Genomic DNA, 21,222 nt, shown 5'->3' with positions numbered 1-21,222 from the left:
GGTAAAAAACACACTCAATATGAAAAAGGCTAAATTGGTTTTCACGGCCAATGAAGTCACCAAGGCCATTAAAGAACTCGCCAAGAGTATTGCCGCCAACAAGTCGGATTTGAAATCGCTCGCCCTTATCGGTATTTATACGCGAGGGCTTACCTTAGCCAAACGCCTTCAGGAAGAGCTTGAATCATCCACCAAAAAGAAAACCCCGCTAGGCGCCTTGGATATCACCCTTTACCGCGACGACCTGGCAACCGTCGGCCCCGCCCCTATCGTCAAGGCAACCGATATCAATTTCAACCTTACCGATAAAGTCGTCATCCTGGTTGACGACGTTTTATATACCGGCCGGACCGTCCGCGCGGCTTTAAATGAGCTTTCGGATTTCGGACGCCCGAAATGCATCCGATTAGCCGTTTTGATTGACCGCGGGCACAGGGAACTCCCGATTGCCGCGGATTATGCCGGCAAGACAATAGCGACCAAAGACAACGAAATCGTAGAAGTCAGATTCGAAGAAACCGACGGATTTGACGAGGTGAGGCTGAAATGACAAAAGCCCATAAAGAAAAGCAGGGTTTTGAATGGAAGCACAAGCATCTTCTGGGCTTAGAACACCTGACCGCGGAAGAGATTACTTACATACTCGATACCGCCGCCTCTTTCAAGGAAGTTTCCACCCGCAATATCAAGAAAGTTCCGGCATTGCGCGGCAAGGTCGTGGTCAATATGTTTGTCGAGGCGAGCACGCGGACTAAAATCTCCTTCTCGCTTGCCGCCAAGCGCCTGAGCGCGGATATCGTGGATTTCTCCCCATCCACCAGCAGCCTTTCCAAAGGCGAGACGCTCAAGGACACCGCCAAGAACATAGAAGCCATGGGAGTGGATATCGTAATTATACGCCATACGGCGCCGGGAACGCCGCATCTTCTTTCGCGCATCATAGACGCCAGCATCGTCAATGCCGGAGACGGCGCGCACGAACACCCGACACAAGGCTTGCTTGACATCTTCACGATGCGTGAGAAAAAGAAACAGATTAAAGGATTGAAGGTCGCCGTAGTCGGCGATATCCAGCACAGCCGGGTGGCGCGCTCCAATATCTGGGGACTGACCAAACTGGGCGCCGAGGTTATCGCGGTCGGGCCAGCAACCTTAATTCCCAAGGAACTGACCAAGCTGGGCGTAAAGATATGCTATGATATCGATGAAATCATTGATGAACTGGATGTGATAAATATTTTAAGAATCCAGATGGAACGGCAGAAATCCAACCTCTTCCCGTCCATCCGCGAATACTCCCGGCTTTTCGGGATAAATTCCGAGCGCATGAAACACGCCAAGAAGGATGTCCTGATTATGCATCCGGGCCCGATTAACCGCGGGGTGGAAATAACCCCGGAAGTGGCGGATGGAGCGCATTCGGTAATCCTCCGTCAGGTAACCAACGGATTGGCGGTCAGGATGGCGGTCCTGTATCTGGTTTCATCTTTTAGGGATAAAATGATGGGGATAAAAACCCCGACGGAAGAATAAATATTAACCACAGATAAACGCAGAAATGAATCTATTATGAAAGGGTTATTAATACTTTGTCTGCTTTGCGTTTTATGTTTCCACTTTGTTTACTCAGCAGATGAGGGGAAAGCCCCTACTGACCGTGTCAAGGAGTTGATTAAGCAGCTTGGCGATGATGATTTTGAGGCACGGGATAAAGCGCAAAATGAATTGACCCAAATCGGTGATAAGATGATTGAAAAGTATTGGAAAGCGGATTCTAAACTCCGGGACAAGATAAAATCAGAGATAGAAAAATTCTCCAAGCTTATTAAAGAAGCCTCAACCGATAAAAACCCGGAATTAAATATGCGTGCTAATAGAATACGCCAGTCCCTTTATTCTCTCTGCCATCCAAAGATTGCCTTTGACTCAAATCGGGATGGCAATTCTGATATTTATACGATGGACGCAGATGGCAAGAATCAGACCAGATTGACGGACAGCCCTAAAAACGATATATCTCCTCGTTGGAGCCCGGATGGCAAGAAGATTGCCTTTGTATCAGAGCGGGATGGTAATAGTGAAATTTATGTGATGGATGCCGACGGCAAAAACCAGACAAGATTGACAAATAATCCTAAAAGCGACAGTTCTCCCGACTGGAGTCCGATATTCTTACCAGAACTTTCCGCCCTGTTTGCGGAAGAGGAAAAGAAATGACAACCTTACTTATAAAAAACGGCTTGGTGATAGACCCGGCGAATAAGATTAATAAAACCGCCAATGTATTTATCAAAGACGGTAAAATTGTCTCAGTCGGCACCAAAGCTCCAAAAGCTGATAAGACAATCAACGCCAAGGGATTGGTCGTAACGCCGGGCTTGATTGATATGCACGTCCATTTGCGCGAACCGGGCAAAGAAGATGAAGAAACCATCGCTTCAGGTTCTGCCGCGGCGATAAACGGCGGGTTTACCTCTGTTGCCTGCATGCCCAATACCGACCCTCCGGTTGATAACGAAGCGTCCGCGGAATTCGTTTATATACAGGCAAAGCGAAGCGGGAAGGCGAATGTCTTCCCTATCGGCGCGGTGACTAAGGGACGGAAAGGCGAGGAACTGGCGGAAATCGGACAGCTCGCCCGAGGCGGCGCCGTGGCATTTTCCGATGACGGCGACCCGGTCGCTTCCGCCGAGGTAATGCGGCGCGGGCTGGAATATTCGTCTATGTTCAATAAAGCCATCATCGCCCATTGCGAGAATAAAACGCTTATCAAAGAAGGCGTAATGAACGAAGGCTATATTTCCACACTTTTAGGACTGCCCGGGATCCCCGCGGTGGCGGAAGAAATCATGGTCTATCGCGATATCGCCCTGGCGCGCTTAACCGGCGGCAAACTGCATATCGCCCATATTTCAACGGCTGAGGCGGTCAATCTGGTCGCCAATGCCAAGAAGGAAGGTCTGAAAGTTACTGCCGAGGTTACACCCCACCACTTCACTTTAACCGATGACGCCATTAAAACACCCCGTTTCGGCGGCGACGGATTTAATACAAACTTCAAGATGAATCCGCCGTTACGGACAGAAGAAGACCGGCAAGCATTATTAGACGGATTAAAGAACGGAACGATAGACGTAATCGCCTCCGACCACGCGCCCCATTCTCCGGAAAAGAAGGATGTCGAATTCAGCGTAGCGCCCTTCGGAGTAATAGGGCTGGAAACCGTCCTGCCGATTATGCTGACCGAACTGGTCCACAAGAAAATACTCTCGCTTTCCGAAGCGATTGCCAAAGTAACCGTCAATCCGGCGCGGATACTTGGAATCCCCAAGGGCACCCTATCACCGGGTGCGGACGCGGATATTACCATCATAAACCTTAATAAGGAATGGACGATTAATCCGGAAGAATTCAAATCCAAGAGCCGCAACTGCCCGTTTGCCGGGTGGAAAGTAAAAGGCAAAACTGTTCAGGTGATTATCGCCGGACAGCCGGTTTCCGCAAATTAACACTAAAACACTAAAATCACTTGACTATTAAAGTGATTTAATCTATTATAATTCGCACGTAACCTTTATATAAAGGAGCGATTTATGGCAGTATTTTCATACGAAGCAGTAGACCGTTCAGGCAAGAAATTTAAATCAGAAATCGATGCGGCTAACGGACAGGAAGCTGCGGATAAAATCCGCAAGATGGGCTATTTCCCGACTGCGGTCAAGGAAAAAGCCGGCGCCAAAAGCGCTTCGCCCTCTGCCGGCCAAAAAGGCGGTCCGGTCGGAGTCGTCCCGGGAAAGAAATCCGGCGGATTCAACTTAAGCCGCTTCGGCGGGGTAAGCAACAAACAATTGAGCCAATTCACCACTCAGCTGGCCGTTTTACAAAATGCCGGACTTCCATTATTAAGAAGCCTTAAAATTCTCTCTAACCAGATAAAACCTTCTCCTTTAAAATATATGGTCCAGGATGTCGCGGATGATGTCGAAGGCGGCAGCACCCTATCCGACGCCATGTCAAAACATCCCAAGGCGTTTGACAAACTATATGTCAACATGGTTAAAGCCGGAGAAATCGGCGGCGTTTTGGATACCATCTTAAACAGGCTGGCTACATTCATGGAAAAATCACAGGCATTAAAAAGAAAAGTCATCGGCGCTATGGCTTATCCGGCGGTAGTCATTATCGTGGCGGTCATAATCCTGGCGGTAATCATGACACAGGTCATCCCGCAGTTCGAGAAAGTCTTTAAGGAACTGGCCGGCAAGGAAGGCTTGCCGATGATGACCCAGATAGTGCTTAACGTTGCGACAACCGTGCAGAATTTCTGGTACCTCATCCCGGGAATTCCCTTGGGGTTTTACCTGATTTTCGTCGCGATGAGCCGTTCGGAAAAGGGAAGATTCACGCTTGATATGATGCGGTTAAGAATGCCCCTTTTGGGAATAATCGTCCGCAAAGCTGCTATCGCCCGTTTTTGCCGGACGTTCGGAACACTCCTGGCCAGCGGCGTGCCTATCCTGGAAGCCTTAACTATCGTCCGCAACGCCATCGGCAACGAAGTCATTGCCGCGGCCATCCAGAAAACACACGACAGTATCCGCGAAGGCGAAAGCATCGCTGGTCCCCTAGGGCAAAGCGGTGTTTTTGAGGATATGGTCATAGATATGATAGAAGTCGGCGAGGAAACCGGCGAACTCGATAAGATGCTGATGAAAATAGCCGATACTTATGAATCAGAAGTGGATATCCTGGTCGGCTCGCTAACCAGTATCCTTGAACCGATGATTATTATCTTTTTGGGAGGCGCGGTCGGCTTTATCGTCGTGGCGCTATTTATGCCGCTAGTCTCCTTGATGCAGAATATCGGCGGCGGCAAGTAATTACCGGATTTACTTAATCCGGAAACTATAAATTAGCTAGAATACTGCCATGTCTCTGCGCTATAAAATACTTATCGCCATTATCAGTGTAATGGTCTTGATACTGGGGCTTCTTACTTTAAGCCTCTATGTCGATACCGAAACGCGTATCAAGGCCACCCAGAACGAAATCGCCCAGCTTAACCTTAAAATCGTCCAGGACTGGCTGGCTAATATCAACGACTGGAAAATTCTCCAGGGAAGGCTCAATTCAACCGGTCTTTTTTCCAAATGGGTGATTGTAGACAGCGATTTTGAAGTGCTTTCATCAAGCGCACCGCTATCAAGCCAAGAACGCACCGCCTATAAGCAGGATAACGACCTTATGATGGCGATGAGGATTGATTCTCACGTCTTTATCAATGGAAGCAACGTTTCCACCTGGCTGATTATGCCCAAAGACGGCAAATCGGTCGGCGTTAAGATGGATATGCAATACCTTACCCTTTCCAAATTTGACCCGTGGGATTCCATTGTAATCATCCTCCTCATAATGCCCTTAGGAACGATTCTCCTTATCCTGAGCATTTATTTCTTGCTGACAAGATTGGTCATTAAGCCAATCGAAACACTTTCAAAGACAAGCAGCCATATCGCCAAGGGAGATTATAATGTTGAAATCAAGCCTGTCAGCGGCAATGACGAGGTAACCAACCTCATCAACACTTTCAACCTGATGCTCAATGAAATCAAGGAACACCGCGGGCACATGGAAACGAAGATTGAAGAAGCACAGGTAAAGATAAAAACCACTGAGGAACAGCTTATTATCGCCCAGCGCCTATCGGCAACGGGCACTCTTGCCGCCGGAATCGCCCACGAAATAAACAATCCTCTGGGAGGAATCATTAACGCTGCGGAATCCCTGAAAGGCGGCAAACTGGATAAGGAAAAAGCCGATGAATACCTGGATTTAATCATAGACGGGCTTGACCGGATTGCGGAAACGGTAAAGAAAATATTGCAGTTCTTCCCGAGGAAACTGGCTCCGCAGGCGGTGGATTTGAAACCGGTCATTGACCGCGCCATCTTGCTGGTCCAGCACCGGCTTGAAAGCAATAATATCACAGTGGAAAATTCCGTCCCGCTCAGTCTGCCCAGTATTTTCGGAGAAGGTAATGAACTACAGCAGGTATTTTTGAACCTGATGATGAACGCGATAGACGCCATTCTTACCGTCAGGCAGCAGAAACCCGATGCGAACAGGGGCAAGATAGAGATCTTCCACGAGGTAAACGCCCGCGCCCTGACCATCTCGGTCAAGGATGACGGCATAGGCATGTCCGAAAATGAAATCAAGCAGGCATTCGACCTTTTTTATACCAGCAAAGAGCCAGGTAAAGGAACCGGGCTGGGATTATCGGTTGCCTTTAATATCATCGAAAACCACGGAGGCAAAATCACGCTGGAAAGCAAGCGCAACCAGGGCACCACCGCCAAAATCACCCTGCCTATCATGAAAGAAACCATCAAATCTATCGTCGAGCCCAATACAAAGTAACAATACGTAATTTTTTATTAGACTTATTTGTCACTTGATTGTTTAATAATATAACATTAACTATCAGGAGAATTGATTATGATTAAAGCTTCCGGATTAATCTTAAAAGCTTGTATTTTAGTTTTACTCGTTTCCATAACCGTTACCGCGCAGGATGCGGTGAATGAAACACCCCTACCGGAACCAGAAAAAGCGGAGCAGCCGCAGAGCCCCGCCCCAAACGCGGACCCGGCAACGGAACTCCTTATTAAAGGCAAATATGACGAATGCCTGAAACTCTATGACGAGCTCCTGGTAAAAGAGCCCGCCAATATCAAAGCGCAAAGCGGCAAGGCAGAAGTGCTTTTTATCCGCGGAGATTATAAAGGAGCAGAAACCCTGCTGGACGCGATTATGAAAACTGACCCGAATAACCTAAAGGCGCGCTTGTTGCGATGCAAGCTTTACATGGAAACCGGCAAATATGCCGAAACGGAAAAGGAAGCGGAAGTATTTACCAAGCTTACGGAACAAGATATCCAGAAACTCACTTCGGCGGATGACCTTATCACGCTGGCAGAAGGCTTGTGGATGTTTGCGACCCGCAATGGTGATTTGAACACCTTCCATTTCGTCAATAACTTTGTCCTGCCTTCGGTGGAAGAGCTTGATAAAGCAAATCCGCGCCTCTACACATTCTGGGGAACCTGCTACCTGGATAAAGACGATATCCCGGAAGCGATTAATTGTTTCCAATCCGCCCTGAAAATAAATCCCGAATACCCGCAAGCAATCCTCGGCATGGCTTACTGCCAGTTCATGGAAAGCCCGGAAACGACCAAAGCCATCCTGGAAAAGCTGTTAGCCATCAACCCGAATTACCCGGAGGCATTAGAGCTTTTGGCGCTCGCTAACCTTGCGGAAGAGCAACCCGATGAGGCATTAAAGTCAATCGATAAAGCGTTGGCAATCAATCCGAATTCTATTTCTTTTAACGCCACCAAGGCGAGCATTTATTACCTTAATAACGACATCAAGGAATTCGACAAGGCCTGTGCTGAAATCATTAAAATAAACCCCAAACCGGCGCTGTTTTATTACATTCTCGGTAACAACTGCGCGAGCATGTTCCGCATGTTATACCTGGATGCCCAGCCGTTTTATAAGAAAGCGGTTGAGCTTGACCCGCAATTATGGGCGGGTTATATTGCACTGGGCCTTAACGGATTGAAATGCGGACCAGAGGCAGAAGAAGAAGCGATAAAACTTTTGGAAGAAGCTCACAACCGCGACCCGTTCCATCCGACGGTAAAAAACACATTGAAACTGCTCGACGCAATAAAAGCGGAGTTCGTTGAAATCAAAACCGAACACTTTACTATTAAATTGAACAAGTCCGAAGCGGAGATGTTAGCCCCGTATATGACCGAACTACTGGAAAAAGCGTATAAGAAATTCACGGATTTATATAAATTCAAACCGGAACCGCCTCTTCTTTGTGAGGTCTTCCCAAGCATGAATGATTTCTCCGTAAGGATGACGGGGTTGCCGGGAGTCGATTTCGCGCTGGGCGTGTGCTTTGCCAAGACATTCCTGGTATATTCTCCGGAAGTCCAGGAAAAACTGCGCAAGCGTTTCCATTGGGGCACGGTAACTGTTCACGAATTCAAGCACATCATCACCCTGCAATTAAGCAAGTTCCGAGTCCCCCGCTGGTTTACCGAGGGATGTTCGGTCTGGTCTGAAAAACTCATCAACCCCAACTGGGCGCGCACGCTGGAAACCCCAATTTACCAGGCGTATGAATCCGGCAAACTTCAACACATGGAAAGCTTCACACAGAAAAAGGGATTCGACCTCCTCCATACTTACCTTTTAAGCTCGATTGTTATAGAATATATTTATAATAAATACGGGATGGATAAAATAATTGCCATGCTCAAGGGGTTCGGAGAACGTAAAAAACAGGATGTCGTTTTCCAGGAATGCCTCGGTAAAAGTTTAAGCGATTTTGACAAAGAATTCTTCCAGTATTTCGAAAACGACTGGATTAAAAGGATTAAGATAAGGAAACAACCCCGGTTAAAAGAAGAAAAGACATTGAATGAACGCCTGGCAAAGAATACGGGAGACGAAGAAGCGTTATCCGCCCTGGCAAGGATTGCCCTGGTCAAGGAAAGCCTGCTTGAAGCACAGGAACTGGCGGATAAGGCATTGGCAATAAATCCCAAGAATACGGAAGCACTGATTACCATGGGTGATATATTTTACCATCAGTCAAAACGCCGCTATTCAACTGCCATAGAATATTACAACAAAGCCCTAGCTTCCGGCGCGGATGATTTCGGCACGCATTTTAAACTTGGGATATCCTACATGAAATCCGACCAGGCGGAAAAAGCAATCAAGGAATTTAACGAAGCCAAACGGTGCTTCCCCTCATACATCAAATACGAGGATAATCCTTATTATTACCTGGCGACGATTTACGAAAACGCAGGTGAGGCGGCAAAGATGGCAAAAGAGCTGGAAGATTATGTAAAAATCGCCTATGAGGATTTCGCCACCCAGATGAAAGTGACAGATATTTACTGGAAAGAAAACAAATTCGACGAATTAATCAAGGTCCTGGAAAATACGGTTTATCTGGACCCGAAAGACATCGCGCTCCACGCCAGGCTCGGTCTGGCTTATTGGGAGAAAAAAGATTATGCTAAAGCATTACGTGAATACCAAGTCGCAATATTCCTGATAAAACAGCTGGAGGAAAATTATTCTGTAAACCAGAAATGCTCGGTATTTTATGCGCACATGGCGGAAATATACTTTGAATCCGGTGATAAGGAAAAAGCCGGGACTTATGTCGCACTTGCTTTAAGAAAAGACCAGGATAACGAACGCGCCGCTAATTTGCAGAAAAAGCTTAAGGAATAAACAAACCCTATTTGCGTCCGACTTCCACCAAGAGTTCCAACTTGTCGTAATCGTTGCGATAAATAGAAATTTTGCAGGTGTCTTCCCCGGAGACTTGCTTGTAAACCTTTATTTTCTTGCCGTTAGCCGTAGCGGTGGCGACTTCTTCCCATTTATACTTGGGCATTCTTTCCTCGTAAAACTTCAGGACATCCAAAGTCGAAACAAATTCGGTAGCTATATATTTAAGCGTGCCGGTCCGGATATTACCATCCACCAAATAAATAGAATCAAATTTCTGATAGGCAAAATTAGCCGGGATAGGAATATCACTCGGCTGGTCCAGCGAACCTGATTCGGCCTGGTATGTAACGGCATTGGTTATTTTAGACGGAGCCCTTTTAAACCATGAACAACCAGCTGATACGATTAGGATACCAAGTAATACTAAAACCCATTTGTTTTTCATACTTTACCTCCTGCTATACTTATAGGAATAATATCAACTCCTGGATAATTGTCAAGACAAATTCTTTTATTTCTATCGGCATATAACCTCATATAAGTTTACTATATTCCGAATAAAGCCTTTAAAGAGATATCACAAAGCTAGGAAAGGTAAAATAGCGGGGGCCGGATTTGAACCGGCGACCTCAAGGTTATGAGCCTTGCGAGCTGCCAGACTGCTCCACCCCGCGTTCTTATATCTGTGAAGCATCAATTCTACACGAATCACGCCGAGTGTCAAGGATTTTTGTTGAAATCTCTTACCAAATATGATAGATTACGAATCATCTATGAAAAAACTGGGCATTATCGTAAATCCCATTGCCGGCGCCGGGCGCGGTAAACTCCTCTTGAAACGGCTCCTTACCGAGTTAAAACGCTCTGATTATGAACCGTTCGTAAAGGAAACATCCAAAGCCGGGGACGGATGTAAAACCGCTTCAAGAGGAAACGAATTTGACGCTCTGGTCTGCATCGGCGGAGACGGCACCATTAATGAAGTTATCAACGGGCTAAGCGATATAAAATTCAGCGTTCCTTTAGGAATTATACCGGTAGGCTCTGGAAACGTAATCGCCAAGGAACTAAAAATAACATCAAACGTTAAAGAATTCGTCTGTCTATTAAACTCCGGGAAAACAATGATGCTTGATATAGGGAAAATTAATTTCGGTTCCGATAAGGAAAAGCCGAGATTATTCATCTCAATGGCAGGTGTCGGCTTTGACGCCGAAGTCGCCGACCAGCATCATAAAAGACGTAAAGGCGCGGATTTCCATCCCCATACGACCAGTTACGTGCCGATAGCATTAAAAACGGCGATGTATTATAAACTCCCCAAGCTAACACTGAAAATAGACGGCAAGCTGATTACGGAAAAAGCCGCGTTTATACAAGTGGCAAATTCAAGGAGCTATGGCGGTCCCCTGGTATTCGCCCAAAAAGCTAAGACAGATGACGGACTTCTGGATATCGTATGGTTCAAAGCCCAAAGCGGGCGTGAAATAATCAGGTATTATTTGGATGCCTTTTGGGGGGATGTGACCAAAAATATGAATTCATCTTACCATCACGGCAGGAAAATACGGATATCCAGCCCGGATAAGGTTCCCGTCCAGGTTGATGGAGACTTCTGCGGCTATTTGCCGATTAATATAGAGGTAATCCATAAAACTATCCCTGTATTTGCGGAACATAATTAACAAGGAGTTTGACTATGAAACAATTATTAAAGCCCTGCCTGGTTGCATTATTAATGTTAATGGCAACTTTATCCCTGCGTGCTGATGAAGCGGAAATCATAAGCTACCTGAGGGATAAAAAATGGACTGCCCGGCGCGATGCCGCAAATATCCTGGCCACCATGAATTCCCGAACCGCGGTGAAATCACTGATTGACGCCCTGGAATCCGAAGACAAGGAAGAAGTCAAAAACGCACTCCATAATGCGCTGGCAACCATCACCGGGCAAAAACAACTCGGCACGGAATACGACGCCTGGATAAAATGGTGGGATGAAGCCGGCAGCAAGGAATTCAGGGAAACCAGCCTGACCGAACGAGAGCTCGCCGAAACGCGCACTTACTTAAATGTGAGCTTTATTGTCATTATTATTTCACTGCTTATCCTTTTCCTTTTCATCATGGTTTTCAGCTTTATCGGAGGCTCCAAGATAAAGGAAACCAAGGAAATCATCAAGAAAGTGGAACGCTATGTCTCGGAGGCGGACGGAGTAACCCAGCGGTTTGATAACCTCATGAACGAAATAGAAAAAAGACGCGCTGAATCCACCGAATTTTTCCATAAGCTAAAAGAAGAAAATTCGGTTGAAATAGAAAGGTTTTCAGATCTCCTTCAGCAAAACCTGGAACACCGTATACGCGAAGGCAGCATGAGCTTGAGGGAAAAAGCGGAAAACGAACTCAAGGCAACCGTCGCGCAAACCAAACAGGACATGGAAAGGGAAATAAAAAAACTCCTCTCCGACCAGCGTGAACGGCTTGATAAGGAATTAGAGGAAAATAAGAAAAAGTTTTCAAATGAAGCCGAGGCTTACACCACATTCATCGGCGGCTCTTTTTATCTCCTGAACGGACGCAATAAGGATGCGCTTAAATACTTTAAGAAAGTTTTGGACCTTAATCCGGGCTATTACCACGCTTGGAATAACCACGGAACCGCGTTAAGAAACCTGGAACGTTATGATGAAGCGGTGGAATCTTACAAAAAGTCGCTCCAGCTTGCGCCGGACAACCCCATCATCCTTTATAATCTGGCAACTGCCTATGCCCTGCTCCACAAAAAATCCGATATGCTTGAGTATTTAAAAAAGGCCTTTGTCATAGACAGCGAGCTTAAAGACGAAGCGCTCAATGACAATATATTTAAGCCTTACTGGAACGACAGGGATTTCAAGAATCTGGCAGAAGTTTAATGAAACGGTTAAAAGATTCGTCGACTTTAAATCTTGAAAGAAACGGCCTTATCCACCTTATCGGCATAGGCGGAACCGGGATGTGTGGACTGGCAGGCTGTTTAATCCAGCGCGGCTACAAAGTTACCGGCTCTGATATGCAAGCATCTCCTGCTCTTCAAGCGCTTAAAGCTAAAGGGATAAAAGTGCATATCGGACATGCATCAAAAAATATTAACCGGCGCTGTTGCCTCGTGGTCAAATCAGCCGCCATAACTAATACCAACCCGGAAATAATCAGGGCAAAAGAGTTTAACATACCTATACTGAAATACGCACAAATGGTTGGGCTTCTCATGCGCGAAAAATACGGAATTGCCGTCGCCGGATGCCATGGAAAAACCACCACCAGTTCCTTATTGGCATATACCTTAAGCCATGCCGGTGAAAAACCGTCATTCGTCATCGGAGGGTATGTGACTGATTTAAAAGCAAGCGCGCATGTGGATAAAGGCGATTTCTTTGTCAGCGAAGCCTGCGAATACGACCGTTCATTCCACAGCTTATTTTATAAAATCGCCGTTATCACTAATATCGAAGCGGATCACCTGGATTATTATAAGAATTTATCCAACATCATTAAATCATTCAGGTTTTTTGCCGGACGTGTTCCGAATGACGGAATAATCATCGCAAACGGCGATGACAAGAATACCGGAAAGGCAATCGCCGGCCTCAAACGTAAAATCATCAGCTTCGGCTTAAGCGAAAAATGCGACTGGCGCGCAACTGATATCAAACTAAAGAATGGGAAATGGTATTTTAAGGCATTATATCATAAGAAACCCTACAGCCGTTTCTCACTCCACATCCAGGGAATACATAATATCTATAATGCCTTGGCCGTCTTGGCAGTTACCCATCATCTCAAACTAAATAAAAACAGAGTCAGGCAAGCGCTGGATAAATTCAGCGGGGTTGGGAGGCGTTTCCAATACCACGGAGCTTTTAACGGCGCTCTGGTCATAGACGACTACGGGCACCACCCCACCGAAATAAAGGCCACATTAAATGCCGCGCGGGGCTTGTATCCTGATAAGCAAATATGCCTGGTTTTCCAACCTCATCAGGCGCACCGGACAAGATGCTTAATTAATGAATTCACTGATGTTCTCTCCAAAGCTGATAAAGTCATTTTACCTGATATCTATTTCGCCCGTGACAGCGAAGCAGAAAAGAAACGCGTCTCTTCCAAACTGCTCTCTGAGAAAATAAACCAAAAAGGGGGCAATGCTTATTATATCCCTAAGTTTCCGGAAATAATAAAACATCTCCGAAATCACTTGACTAAACACGATGCAGTGATTACTATGGGGGCAGGAGATGTTTGGAAAATAGCGGTTGAACTAACAAAATGACCGATTTAAAAGAATTATTTAAGCCTTACGGAAAAATCACTCGGTTTAATGAACCGCTGTCCAAGCATACCTCGTTTGGAATCGGCGGTCCTGCCGAAGTTTTTATCTCCCCTACCGATATAGACCAGCTAAAAGAAATATACGCTTTGTGCCGGGAAAATAAATTACCCGTTCACATACTCGGCAATGGAACTAACCTGCTTGTCTCTGATAAAGGCGTTAAGGGAATCGTTATAAAAACAAACCTTACCGGGCTCAATATCAGCGGCAAAAATATTGAAGTGGAAGCAGGATATGGACTATCGCACCTGATAAACAAATGTATCAGCGCCGGATTGCAGGGATTTGAAGTATTAGCCGGCATCCCGGGCTCTATCGGCGGCGCGGTGGCAATGAATGCCGGAGGCAAATACGGTAATATCAGCGATTATCTGGCTTCGGTCATCATATTAAACCGTTTCGGTGAAGAATCGCTCATTGATAAATCCAAGCTGACATTCGGCTATCGCACATCTTCCTTAAAAGGCAAGAATGTCATCTTGTCCGCCAATTTCCGGTTGAATGGGGCAACTCCTGATGAATTAAAAAACCGCTTCCAGAAAATACTTGAGGAAAAGAACCTATTACAACCGCTGGCGGATAAAAGCGCCGGATGCGTATTCAAGAATCCGGCGCGAAGCGCGACCAGCGGAAGTCCCGATAATTTCGGGAACGTCCCGACCGAAAGCGTCGGGGCAGGAAAACTTATTGACCAAACAGGATTGAAAGGCTATGCTATCGGCGGAGCCAAAGTCTCCGAAAAACACGCCAATTATATCATAAATACAGGCAACGCAAAGTCAGAAGATATCACCAACCTGATTAACCACATCCAAAACGTTGTCAAAACCAAGTTCAATATATCATTGGAACCCGAAATCGAAATGTGGTAATACTATCAGCCTGCTTTACAGAATAATATTATTCTCCGCTCCGCAATTACCGCATCTGCCGCCCCCTTTCGGAGATACATTGCTACTATCTTTAGCAAGCCTGAGAATCTTTACGTTATACCCGATTCTCTGGATAAGTTTTGTCCGGCATTTGACACAAAACGTATCCCTGCCTTTTTCCACACTAACATTCCCCAAATAGACATAATCCAAGTATTTCCTGCCGATTTCGTATGCCTTCTGAAGCGTGCTTGGCGGAGTGGGCGGATTATTTAATTTATAAGTCGGATAATAAGCGGAAAAATGCAACGGCGTATCCTTGCCCAGGTTTTCGGCAACCCATTCGGAAATCTTGCGGAAGTCATCCTCCGTATCATTTTCCTCGGGGATTATCAGGTTGGTAATTTCGACATGAGCCTTCTTCTTTGCCGTTTTAGCCGTTTCCAATACCGGTTCAAGGCGCGCTTTGCATAATTTCTTGTAGAATTCAGGGTGGATGCTTTTGATATCAATATTCAGCGCGTCAATATAAGGCAGTAATTCGGCAAAAGGCTCCGGATTGATAAATCCGTTGGTTACCAAGACATTTTTGAGATTGGCTTCACGCGCTAATTTGGCGCAGTCGCGGACGAATTCATACCACATCAAAGGCTCATTATATGTATAAGCAATTCCATTTGATTTATGCTGTTGGGCGATTTTAATCGCGTCACGAGGTGAAATATCTTCTGTCCCTGCATCTTCCTGTGAAATAGACCAGTTCTGGCAGAACATACAGCTTAAATTGCATCCATTAGTGCCGAAAGAAATAATCTGGCTAGCCGGATGAAAGTGATACAGCGGTTTTTTCTCTATTGGGTCGAGATTAACCGAAGTAACTTTTCCGTAATTAATGAGATACAGCCTGCCGCTAATATTTTTCCTCTGCCGGCAGATACCTGTTTTATCCGGAGCGATAAGGCAATTATGCGGGCATATGTGGCAGCGGACTTTATTGGCCGCTACACTATCATCCGGTTTTATAACTTCATAATAACTTGCTTCAAACATAAGTCATAGTTTACTATTATCTTCAGGAAAATCAATCTATTTTGGTTTGACAATTTGCTGATATTCTGCTAATTTGATTTTCTAATAACAGCGGGAGTTCCCCGCCTGTGAAGGCGGGGGTGAAAGCCGTTTCCAGCAACGAAGTTGCTGGACAGGCGAAGCCTGAAGCAATAAGAACCACGCCTGTAAAGGCGTGGGTATCTATTAAACTAAAACGGGGGTGTAGCTCAGCTGGGAGAGCGGCTGGTTCGCAATCAGCAGGCCAGGGGTTCGAATCCCCTCACCTCCATATGCTTTAAGACTAGGGAGGCCATCCCGACGATACGCCGGGATTACCTCCATAAAATATCCTATAAATTAACAACAAAAGTTGACTCGGCAAGCAATATCATGTATATTTTATTATAGAGGCGTTATGAATAAGATTAAAGGTTTTACATTGCTGGAAATGCTCGTGGTCTGCGCGATAATCATGATTTTAGGCACAATCGTCGCCACAGGGTTTTCCAACTATAAAGAACGCGCCATGCTAGATAACACCAAAGCATTAATAGAACGGCTTAAATCATCCCTGCAAAGATATTACGAAAAATTCCAGGAATATCCCAAAACCACCGGCACATGGGAAGGTTCCCAAAACCTTTATTATTTCCTCGGGGAAAAGATAGAAGTCGTTGTCTACAAGAACCAGGAAACCGGAGAAGAACAAATCGAGCCTTACGGCCCGATTGAATATTATAAAAAGCAGGAATTGGACAGCGAAAAATACATACTGGACTCATGGGGAAACCGCTTGTATTATAAATGCCCCGGTGATGACCATTTGCCGAACGGGCTCAACAATAAAACTTCTTTTGATATTGCTTCCTGGGGGCCGAACGGCGAAGAAGACAAAGACCCTGAATCGGAGAAATATGACGATATCACCAATTGGGACATGAAAGATTAATTTACCCAAACGACCGTAATCGTATGAAAAGAAACGGATTTACGTTAATCGAACTCTTGATGGTTATTTCCATCATCATAATGATTACGTCAATGACCGTAATAATGCTGCCAACCATGTTAAAAGGACAGGGATTAAAACAAAGCGGATACCTGATCAAAAACGCATTTTCGCAGGCACGCCAGTTAGCGGCCAGCGAAAGACTGATGCATTTTATTTATTTTATGCCCGATAAAGGAACCATGCTGCTTTACGAAGATACCGATGATGATAAAAAATTCAATCGTGATACGGATACCCAGGTCGCTCCGCCGATTAAATTAAGCAAGGATGTAATTTTTCTATCAGAGAATGAATGTCCACCGCTATTCAAAATAAAAGACCCTTACGTGGCATTCAGAAACGATGGGTCAATCATATTCCCAAATGGGGTCGAAGATTTACCCCTTGACCCAAATCCAAACGACACCAATACGGATATCATACTGGTTGACAGCAAAAAAAGGCCGGGTAAGGTTTTTTTAGATATCGAAGCAAGCGGGATTATTCGAAAAATTATATATAAACCGGAATGAGAAAAATGTGTATTTTAACTGGCAATAAAGGTTTGACACTCCTTGAAATATTGATGGCCGTTGTTATACTCTTGCTCGGGTTGGTCGGCATACTTTCATTGTTCCCGGCAGGCATTCGCAGCACCAACGAATCTGTCGAAGAAAGAATGGCCGCATTTGTTGCCGATTCCGTCAAAGAAGCGCTGAACATCGCGGCGCGTTCTTCAAATCCTGAAGACACGGTAAACAACAAACCGGCAAAGCTTAAATTCACTCATGACGGATTGGAAGAAAAATCGTCACCATTTGAATTTACTTTGCCGCTGCCATCCGACCCCGCGGTTTTAAGATACTTTGTTTACACGCCCGAAGGCACGAAAGAACTCACTCCGGACGCAGAACGAACATATAAACCGAAAAAGATTTTCAAGCTGGCAAGCGATACGTTCATAAAATCCCTGTATGACAGTGTCGTAAAAGGCAATGACCCGACAGACCCTTACCAGCAATGGGGATATATTTTTACCGTTAACCGGGTTGATGATATCAGGCCGGCAAGCGAAACGGGCCCAAAATTCAAGCCCCGCAGCCTTTATGATATTAAAATAAATGTCTACCGCGTCCCGGTCTTGTCCAAAAGCGAGTATTTATCGGATGAAGCCGAACCTCGCCTGGTAAAAGCATTTGTTTTCAGGTTAGCTGGACGATAAATTATGAGAAACGAATTGAGCGCTTCAAACGGATTCACCTTAATAGAACTATTGGTTGCGGTCGGCTTAATGATGTTAATCATGGGTATTGTCGCCATGATTTTCAGCCAGGGCTCGTCCACATACCGGGATACCCAGGAACGGCTGTTGATTTACGATTCGGCATCTTTTGCCTTAAACACATTGGATACCGACCTGAAAGGATGCCTACCCATAGAAGAAGGAAAGCAGGTTTTCAGCCTATCCGAAGATAAAAGCGGCGCCGACACTGAAGAAGCCAAGGATAAAATCTCTTTTGTTGCAACCGTTCCTCTTAACGGAGAAAGCCGAACCGGCTCCGTCGCCTACCGCCTTGAACCGGATACGGACTTAAGCCTCCTATCACAGGACGGCAAACCGGTCAATGAAACCGTCCGAACAAAAAGGCCTTTGTATGTATTGCGGCGCGAGGTTTATGAATTGGGCACAGATACGCTATTATCTAAATTAGACCTTTGCCACTATGTCCTTTCCTTAAATATAGAATATTATGATACGGCGTCCAAAAAATTCCGCCAGATCAGCGACTCAAGCGAGCCTAAGGATAAATTCAAATGGCCCATCGGTGATAAAGACCCCGAAGGCGAGGTATTACACAGCGGTTTGCGCGTAACCATCATCGTCGTAGCCAGCGGAGGAGAACACCAGGAAAGGGTAATCCCCAAGGTCATATGGCTGCCTTTAGGCCAATAGCTTAATTATTTTATTGATGACCCAGTATATCGTCGTTTTCGTAACCGCCCCATCGGAAAAAACCGCCGTTAAAATCAGCCATAGCCTTATCCAAGAAAAACTCGCTGCCTGCGTCAATATAATCCCCAAAATACGCTCTTTTTATACATGGAAAAATAAGTTATGTGACGATAACGAAGTATTGTTAATAATAAAAACAAATAAAAAATCATTTGACAGGCTGGTAAAACACATCACATCGCTCCATCCTTACGAAACCCCAGAAATAATCGCGCTCCCAATCACCGCCGGCAATAAACCATATCTTGACTGGCTTAAGAACGGAATTAGAATTACATCTAAAACTTGACATTATCCTTTGTTACTAATTTAATACCTATTATATATGTTGCATTTTATTTAATAGAAAGGAGCAATTGTATGGCGATAAAGATAGCAATCAACGGCTTTGGAAGAATCGGGAGGCACGTCTGCAAAATAATGATGAAACGGCCTGAATTTGAGGTTGCCATCGTCAATGACCTTTCAGACGCCAAAACTCTGGCGCACCTGATTAAATACGATACCGTTTACAGGAAATTTCCCGGAACGGTTGAAGTAAAAGAAAACGCCTTTATCATTAACGGGAAAAAGATAGCCATTATCGCGGAAAAAGACCCAACAAAATTACCTTGGAAGGATTATGGAATAGATTTTGTCGTGGAATCCACCGGCGTATTCACCAAACGCGCCCAGATGGAAAGCCACCTTAAAGCCGGCGCCAAAAGGGTATTGTTAACAGCCCCGGCAAAAGACCCGGTCGATGCGGTAATCGTCATGGGGGTAAATGAAAGCTCCCTTAAACCGGCACACAAACTTATTTCCAACGCCTCCTGCACCACCAACGCCTTGGCGCCGCTGGCTAAAATATTAAACGATAAATACGGCATTCTCAGGGGTTTTATGACCACCATCCATGCTTATACAAACGACCAAACCGTACTGGATTTCATCCATAAAGATTTACGCCGTTCACGCGCCGCCGCCATGAATATTATTCCCACCTCTACCGGCGCAGCCAAAGCCATCGGGGAAGTTATCCCGGAAATCGCCGGAAAACTAAATGGGGTTGCCGTCCGTGTTCCGGTTCCGACCGGCTCGCTTGTCGATTTGGTGGTGGACCTCAAAAAAGAAGCCAATGTCGCCGATATCAACGCGGCGTTCAAGGAAGCCGCCAACGGCAAGATGAAAGATTACCTGGAATATACCGAGGACCCGATTGTCTCCAGCGATATTATTGAAAACACCCATTCCTGCATCTTTGACGCGCTTTCCACCATGGTCATTGATAAAACCCAGGTAAAGGTATTCGGCTGGTACGATAATGAATGGGGTTATTCCAACCGGGTGGCGGATATTATTGCTTATGCCCATAAAAATGCCTGATAGTTCTTATTAACAGGAGATTTACATTTATGTTAAACAAGCTTACCATAAATGATATGAAAATCACCGGAAAGAGAATATTGCTCCGGGCTGATTTTAATGTCCCCCAAGATGCAAAAGGAAACATCACGGATGACACCAGGATTAAAGCGGTGCTCCCTACTATAAACCATATTCTTAGTAATAAAGGGAAACTGGTCCTGATGAGCCACCTGGGCAGGCCAAAAGATAAAGAAGCTAAATTCAAGCTGGATTCGGTTGCCCAACGCTTATCGCAACTGATTAACCGGCCCGTTAAAAAGCTTGATGATACTATCGGCGCGAATATAGAAAAGACGGTCTCAAAAATGGCCGAAGGCGATGTGGTTCTTTTGGAAAACCTGAGGTTTTACCCGGAAGAAGAAGCGAATGACGATAATTTCTCCAAGAAGCTGGCATTCCTGGGCGATCTTTACATAAACGACGCCTTTGCCTGCTCGCACCGCGCCCATGCTTCAATCGCCGGCGTGACCAAATACCTGAAATCAGGCGCCGGATACCTGCTTGCCAAGGAAATAGAATACCTGACCAAGGTAGTCTCTTCCGCCGAAAAGCCGTTTGTCCTTATTTTGGGCGGAGCCAAAGTCTCCGATAAAATAGGGGTAATCAATAATCTGATGGAGCTGGTAGATACGATTATCATCGGCGGCGGAATGGCTTATACTTTCCTTGCCGCCGAAGGCAAGAAAATAGGTTCATCCAAGCTGGAAAAAGATAAAATAAGCGTCGCAACGGATATACTCAAGAAAGCGCGCGACAGGAAAATCAATATACTCCTGCCGGTTGACCACTTGATTGTGGATAAAGTCGACCAGCATGCCCACATCAAACTGACTTCCGGAGAAATCCCGGATGGATGGATCGGGGTGGATATCGGCCCTAAAACAATCAAGCTTTTCACCGATGCTTTAAGCACGGCAAAAACCGTATGCTGGAACGGGCCGCTCGGGGTTTTTGAGATAGATAAATTCGCCGAAGGCTCCCGTTCAATTGCCGTAGCAATGACAAACCTCAAAGCCACCACCGTGGTCGGCGGAGGCGATACGTCCGCGGCAGTGGAAAAATTCGGCCTTGCCTCCAAGATGTCCCATATTTCCACAGGAGGCGGAGCGTCACTGGAATTCCTGGAAGGCAAGGATCTACCGGGGATTACATCATTAACCAATAAATAGGCCTTGATT

At 45.6% G+C, this 21,222-nt stretch carries 20 protein-coding genes and 2 tRNA genes; 19 read left to right on the top strand and 3 right to left on the bottom strand.

Features of this window, described 5'->3' with window-relative positions; all coding sequences use genetic code 11:
- Positions 1 to 19: 19 nt before the first annotated feature.
- The 7 genes from pyrR (at position 20) to HY811_03650 (ending at position 9,333) form a co-directional block, all read left to right on the top strand.
- A complete protein-coding gene (gene pyrR, locus HY811_03680) occupies positions 20 to 550 on the top strand; it encodes a bifunctional pyr operon transcriptional regulator/uracil phosphoribosyltransferase PyrR (protein ID MBI4833904.1) in 531 nt (176 codons plus the stop codon).
- Positions 547 to 1,533 (top strand): aspartate carbamoyltransferase catalytic subunit, encoded by a 987-nt coding sequence (locus HY811_03675; GenBank protein ID MBI4833903.1) that lies wholly within the window; start codon positions 547 to 549, stop codon positions 1,531 to 1,533. Before pyrR ends, HY811_03675 begins: the two co-directional genes overlap by 4 nt.
- A 213-nt stretch (positions 1,534 to 1,746) precedes the next feature.
- On the top strand, positions 1,747 to 2,217 hold the full coding sequence (locus HY811_03670) for a PD40 domain-containing protein (protein ID MBI4833902.1): 471 nt from the start codon (positions 1,747 to 1,749) through the stop codon (positions 2,215 to 2,217).
- Positions 2,214 to 3,509: a dihydroorotase gene (locus HY811_03665; GenBank protein ID MBI4833901.1), complete on the top strand. Its 1,296-nt coding sequence runs from the start codon at positions 2,214 to 2,216 to the stop codon at positions 3,507 to 3,509. The genes HY811_03670 and HY811_03665 overlap by 4 nt, the downstream gene beginning before the upstream one ends.
- A gap of 84 nt (positions 3,510 to 3,593) precedes the next feature.
- The gene (locus HY811_03660) at positions 3,594 to 4,880 is read left to right on the top strand and encodes a type II secretion system F family protein (protein ID MBI4833900.1); all 1,287 of its coding nucleotides are present in this window, start codon (positions 3,594 to 3,596) and stop codon (positions 4,878 to 4,880) included.
- A 49-nt stretch (positions 4,881 to 4,929) separates the two neighbouring features.
- A complete protein-coding gene (locus HY811_03655; protein MBI4833899.1) occupies positions 4,930 to 6,420 on the top strand; it encodes a HAMP domain-containing histidine kinase in 1,491 nt (496 codons plus the stop codon).
- Between the two features lie 78 nt (positions 6,421 to 6,498).
- Positions 6,499 to 9,333 (top strand): tetratricopeptide repeat protein, encoded by a 2,835-nt coding sequence (locus tag HY811_03650; protein ID MBI4833898.1) that lies wholly within the window; start codon positions 6,499 to 6,501, stop codon positions 9,331 to 9,333.
- 7 nt (positions 9,334 to 9,340) lie between these two features.
- Here the strand turns inward: HY811_03650 and HY811_03645 are convergent, their stop codons facing one another.
- Both HY811_03645 and HY811_03640 read right to left on the bottom strand, forming a co-directional pair.
- A complete protein-coding gene (locus HY811_03645; GenBank protein ID MBI4833897.1) occupies positions 9,341 to 9,781 on the bottom strand; it encodes a hypothetical protein in 441 nt (146 codons plus the stop codon).
- 155 nt (positions 9,782 to 9,936) lie between these two features.
- Positions 9,937 to 10,010, bottom strand: a tRNA-Met gene (locus tag HY811_03640).
- A 99-nt stretch (positions 10,011 to 10,109) separates the two neighbouring features.
- Here HY811_03640 and HY811_03635 point away from each other — a divergent pair.
- Genes HY811_03635 through murB form a run of 4 tightly spaced genes read left to right on the top strand, consistent with a single transcriptional unit; the run spans position 10,110 to position 14,582 of the window.
- Positions 10,110 to 11,021 carry a diacylglycerol kinase family lipid kinase gene (locus tag HY811_03635; GenBank protein ID MBI4833896.1) on the top strand — a complete coding sequence of 304 codons (912 nt, stop codon included), beginning with the start codon at positions 10,110 to 10,112 and terminating at the stop codon, positions 11,019 to 11,021.
- Positions 11,022 to 11,035: 14 nt separating this feature from the next.
- Entirely contained in the window at positions 11,036 to 12,253 is a 1,218-nt protein-coding gene (locus tag HY811_03630; protein MBI4833895.1) for a tetratricopeptide repeat protein, read from the top strand.
- The gene (locus tag HY811_03625) at positions 12,253 to 13,650 is read left to right on the top strand and encodes a UDP-N-acetylmuramate--L-alanine ligase (GenBank protein MBI4833894.1); all 1,398 of its coding nucleotides are present in this window, start codon (positions 12,253 to 12,255) and stop codon (positions 13,648 to 13,650) included. Before HY811_03630 ends, HY811_03625 begins: the two co-directional genes overlap by 1 nt.
- On the top strand, positions 13,647 to 14,582 hold the full coding sequence (gene murB / locus HY811_03620; GenBank protein MBI4833893.1) for a UDP-N-acetylmuramate dehydrogenase: 936 nt from the start codon (positions 13,647 to 13,649) through the stop codon (positions 14,580 to 14,582). The genes HY811_03625 and murB overlap by 4 nt, the downstream gene beginning before the upstream one ends.
- A 15-nt stretch (positions 14,583 to 14,597) precedes the next feature.
- On the opposite strand, the gene amrS is transcribed toward murB, so the two are convergent.
- A complete protein-coding gene (gene amrS, locus HY811_03615; protein ID MBI4833892.1) occupies positions 14,598 to 15,632 on the bottom strand; it encodes an AmmeMemoRadiSam system radical SAM enzyme in 1,035 nt (344 codons plus the stop codon).
- A 216-nt stretch (positions 15,633 to 15,848) separates the two neighbouring features.
- On the opposite strand from amrS, the gene HY811_03610 reads away from it, so the two are divergent.
- The 8 genes from HY811_03610 (at position 15,849) to HY811_03575 (ending at position 21,213) form a co-directional block, all read left to right on the top strand.
- A tRNA-Ala gene (locus HY811_03610) sits at positions 15,849 to 15,921 on the top strand.
- 126 nt (positions 15,922 to 16,047) lie between these two features.
- Complete coding sequence (locus HY811_03605; GenBank protein ID MBI4833891.1) at positions 16,048 to 16,581, top strand: prepilin-type N-terminal cleavage/methylation domain-containing protein; 534 nt, start codon at positions 16,048 to 16,050, stop codon at positions 16,579 to 16,581.
- A 23-nt stretch (positions 16,582 to 16,604) separates the two neighbouring features.
- Positions 16,605 to 17,156 (top strand): prepilin-type N-terminal cleavage/methylation domain-containing protein, encoded by a 552-nt coding sequence (locus tag HY811_03600; protein MBI4833890.1) that lies wholly within the window; start codon positions 16,605 to 16,607, stop codon positions 17,154 to 17,156.
- A gap of 5 nt (positions 17,157 to 17,161) precedes the next feature.
- Complete coding sequence (locus HY811_03595) at positions 17,162 to 17,845, top strand: prepilin-type N-terminal cleavage/methylation domain-containing protein (protein MBI4833889.1); 684 nt, start codon at positions 17,162 to 17,164, stop codon at positions 17,843 to 17,845.
- Positions 17,846 to 17,848: 3 nt separating this feature from the next.
- Complete coding sequence (locus HY811_03590) at positions 17,849 to 18,577, top strand: prepilin-type N-terminal cleavage/methylation domain-containing protein (protein MBI4833888.1); 729 nt, start codon at positions 17,849 to 17,851, stop codon at positions 18,575 to 18,577.
- Positions 18,578 to 18,593: 16 nt separating this feature from the next.
- On the top strand, positions 18,594 to 18,926 hold the full coding sequence (locus HY811_03585) for a divalent-cation tolerance protein CutA (protein MBI4833887.1): 333 nt from the start codon (positions 18,594 to 18,596) through the stop codon (positions 18,924 to 18,926).
- 71 nt (positions 18,927 to 18,997) lie between these two features.
- Positions 18,998 to 20,002 carry a type I glyceraldehyde-3-phosphate dehydrogenase gene (gap, locus tag HY811_03580; protein MBI4833886.1) on the top strand — a complete coding sequence of 335 codons (1,005 nt, stop codon included), beginning with the start codon at positions 18,998 to 19,000 and terminating at the stop codon, positions 20,000 to 20,002.
- Between the two features lie 29 nt (positions 20,003 to 20,031).
- A complete protein-coding gene (locus HY811_03575; GenBank protein MBI4833885.1) occupies positions 20,032 to 21,213 on the top strand; it encodes a phosphoglycerate kinase in 1,182 nt (393 codons plus the stop codon).
- Positions 21,214 to 21,222: the final 9 nt, after the last annotated feature.

This window comes from Planctomycetota bacterium (assembly GCA_016207825.1).
GTDB lineage: Bacteria > Planctomycetota > MHYJ01 > JACQXL01 > JACQZI01 > JACQZI01.
Note: the sequence above shows the minus strand (reverse complement) of the source record. Positions and strands in the feature narration are given on the sequence as shown.

Coding starts and splice junctions, on each gene's coding strand:
- pyrR (MBI4833904.1), top strand. CDS start 20: ATGAAAAAGGCTAAATTGGTTTTCACGGCCAATGAAGTCACCAAGGCC.
- HY811_03675 (MBI4833903.1), top strand. CDS start 547: ATGACAAAAGCCCATAAAGAAAAGCAGGGTTTTGAATGGAAGCACAAG.
- HY811_03670 (MBI4833902.1), top strand. CDS start 1,747: ATGATTGAAAAGTATTGGAAAGCGGATTCTAAACTCCGGGACAAGATA.
- HY811_03665 (MBI4833901.1), top strand. CDS start 2,214: ATGACAACCTTACTTATAAAAAACGGCTTGGTGATAGACCCGGCGAAT.
- HY811_03660 (MBI4833900.1), top strand. CDS start 3,594: ATGGCAGTATTTTCATACGAAGCAGTAGACCGTTCAGGCAAGAAATTT.
- HY811_03655 (MBI4833899.1), top strand. CDS start 4,930: ATGTCTCTGCGCTATAAAATACTTATCGCCATTATCAGTGTAATGGTC.
- HY811_03650 (MBI4833898.1), top strand. CDS start 6,499: ATGATTAAAGCTTCCGGATTAATCTTAAAAGCTTGTATTTTAGTTTTA.
- HY811_03645 (MBI4833897.1), bottom strand. CDS start 9,781: ATGAAAAACAAATGGGTTTTAGTATTACTTGGTATCCTAATCGTATCA.
- HY811_03635 (MBI4833896.1), top strand. CDS start 10,110: ATGAAAAAACTGGGCATTATCGTAAATCCCATTGCCGGCGCCGGGCGC.
- HY811_03630 (MBI4833895.1), top strand. CDS start 11,036: ATGAAACAATTATTAAAGCCCTGCCTGGTTGCATTATTAATGTTAATG.
- HY811_03625 (MBI4833894.1), top strand. CDS start 12,253: ATGAAACGGTTAAAAGATTCGTCGACTTTAAATCTTGAAAGAAACGGC.
- murB (MBI4833893.1), top strand. CDS start 13,647: ATGACCGATTTAAAAGAATTATTTAAGCCTTACGGAAAAATCACTCGG.
- amrS (MBI4833892.1), bottom strand. CDS start 15,632: ATGTTTGAAGCAAGTTATTATGAAGTTATAAAACCGGATGATAGTGTA.
- HY811_03605 (MBI4833891.1), top strand. CDS start 16,048: ATGAATAAGATTAAAGGTTTTACATTGCTGGAAATGCTCGTGGTCTGC.
- HY811_03600 (MBI4833890.1), top strand. CDS start 16,605: ATGAAAAGAAACGGATTTACGTTAATCGAACTCTTGATGGTTATTTCC.
- HY811_03595 (MBI4833889.1), top strand. CDS start 17,162: ATGTGTATTTTAACTGGCAATAAAGGTTTGACACTCCTTGAAATATTG.
- HY811_03590 (MBI4833888.1), top strand. CDS start 17,849: ATGAGAAACGAATTGAGCGCTTCAAACGGATTCACCTTAATAGAACTA.
- HY811_03585 (MBI4833887.1), top strand. CDS start 18,594: ATGACCCAGTATATCGTCGTTTTCGTAACCGCCCCATCGGAAAAAACC.
- gap (MBI4833886.1), top strand. CDS start 18,998: ATGGCGATAAAGATAGCAATCAACGGCTTTGGAAGAATCGGGAGGCAC.
- HY811_03575 (MBI4833885.1), top strand. CDS start 20,032: ATGTTAAACAAGCTTACCATAAATGATATGAAAATCACCGGAAAGAGA.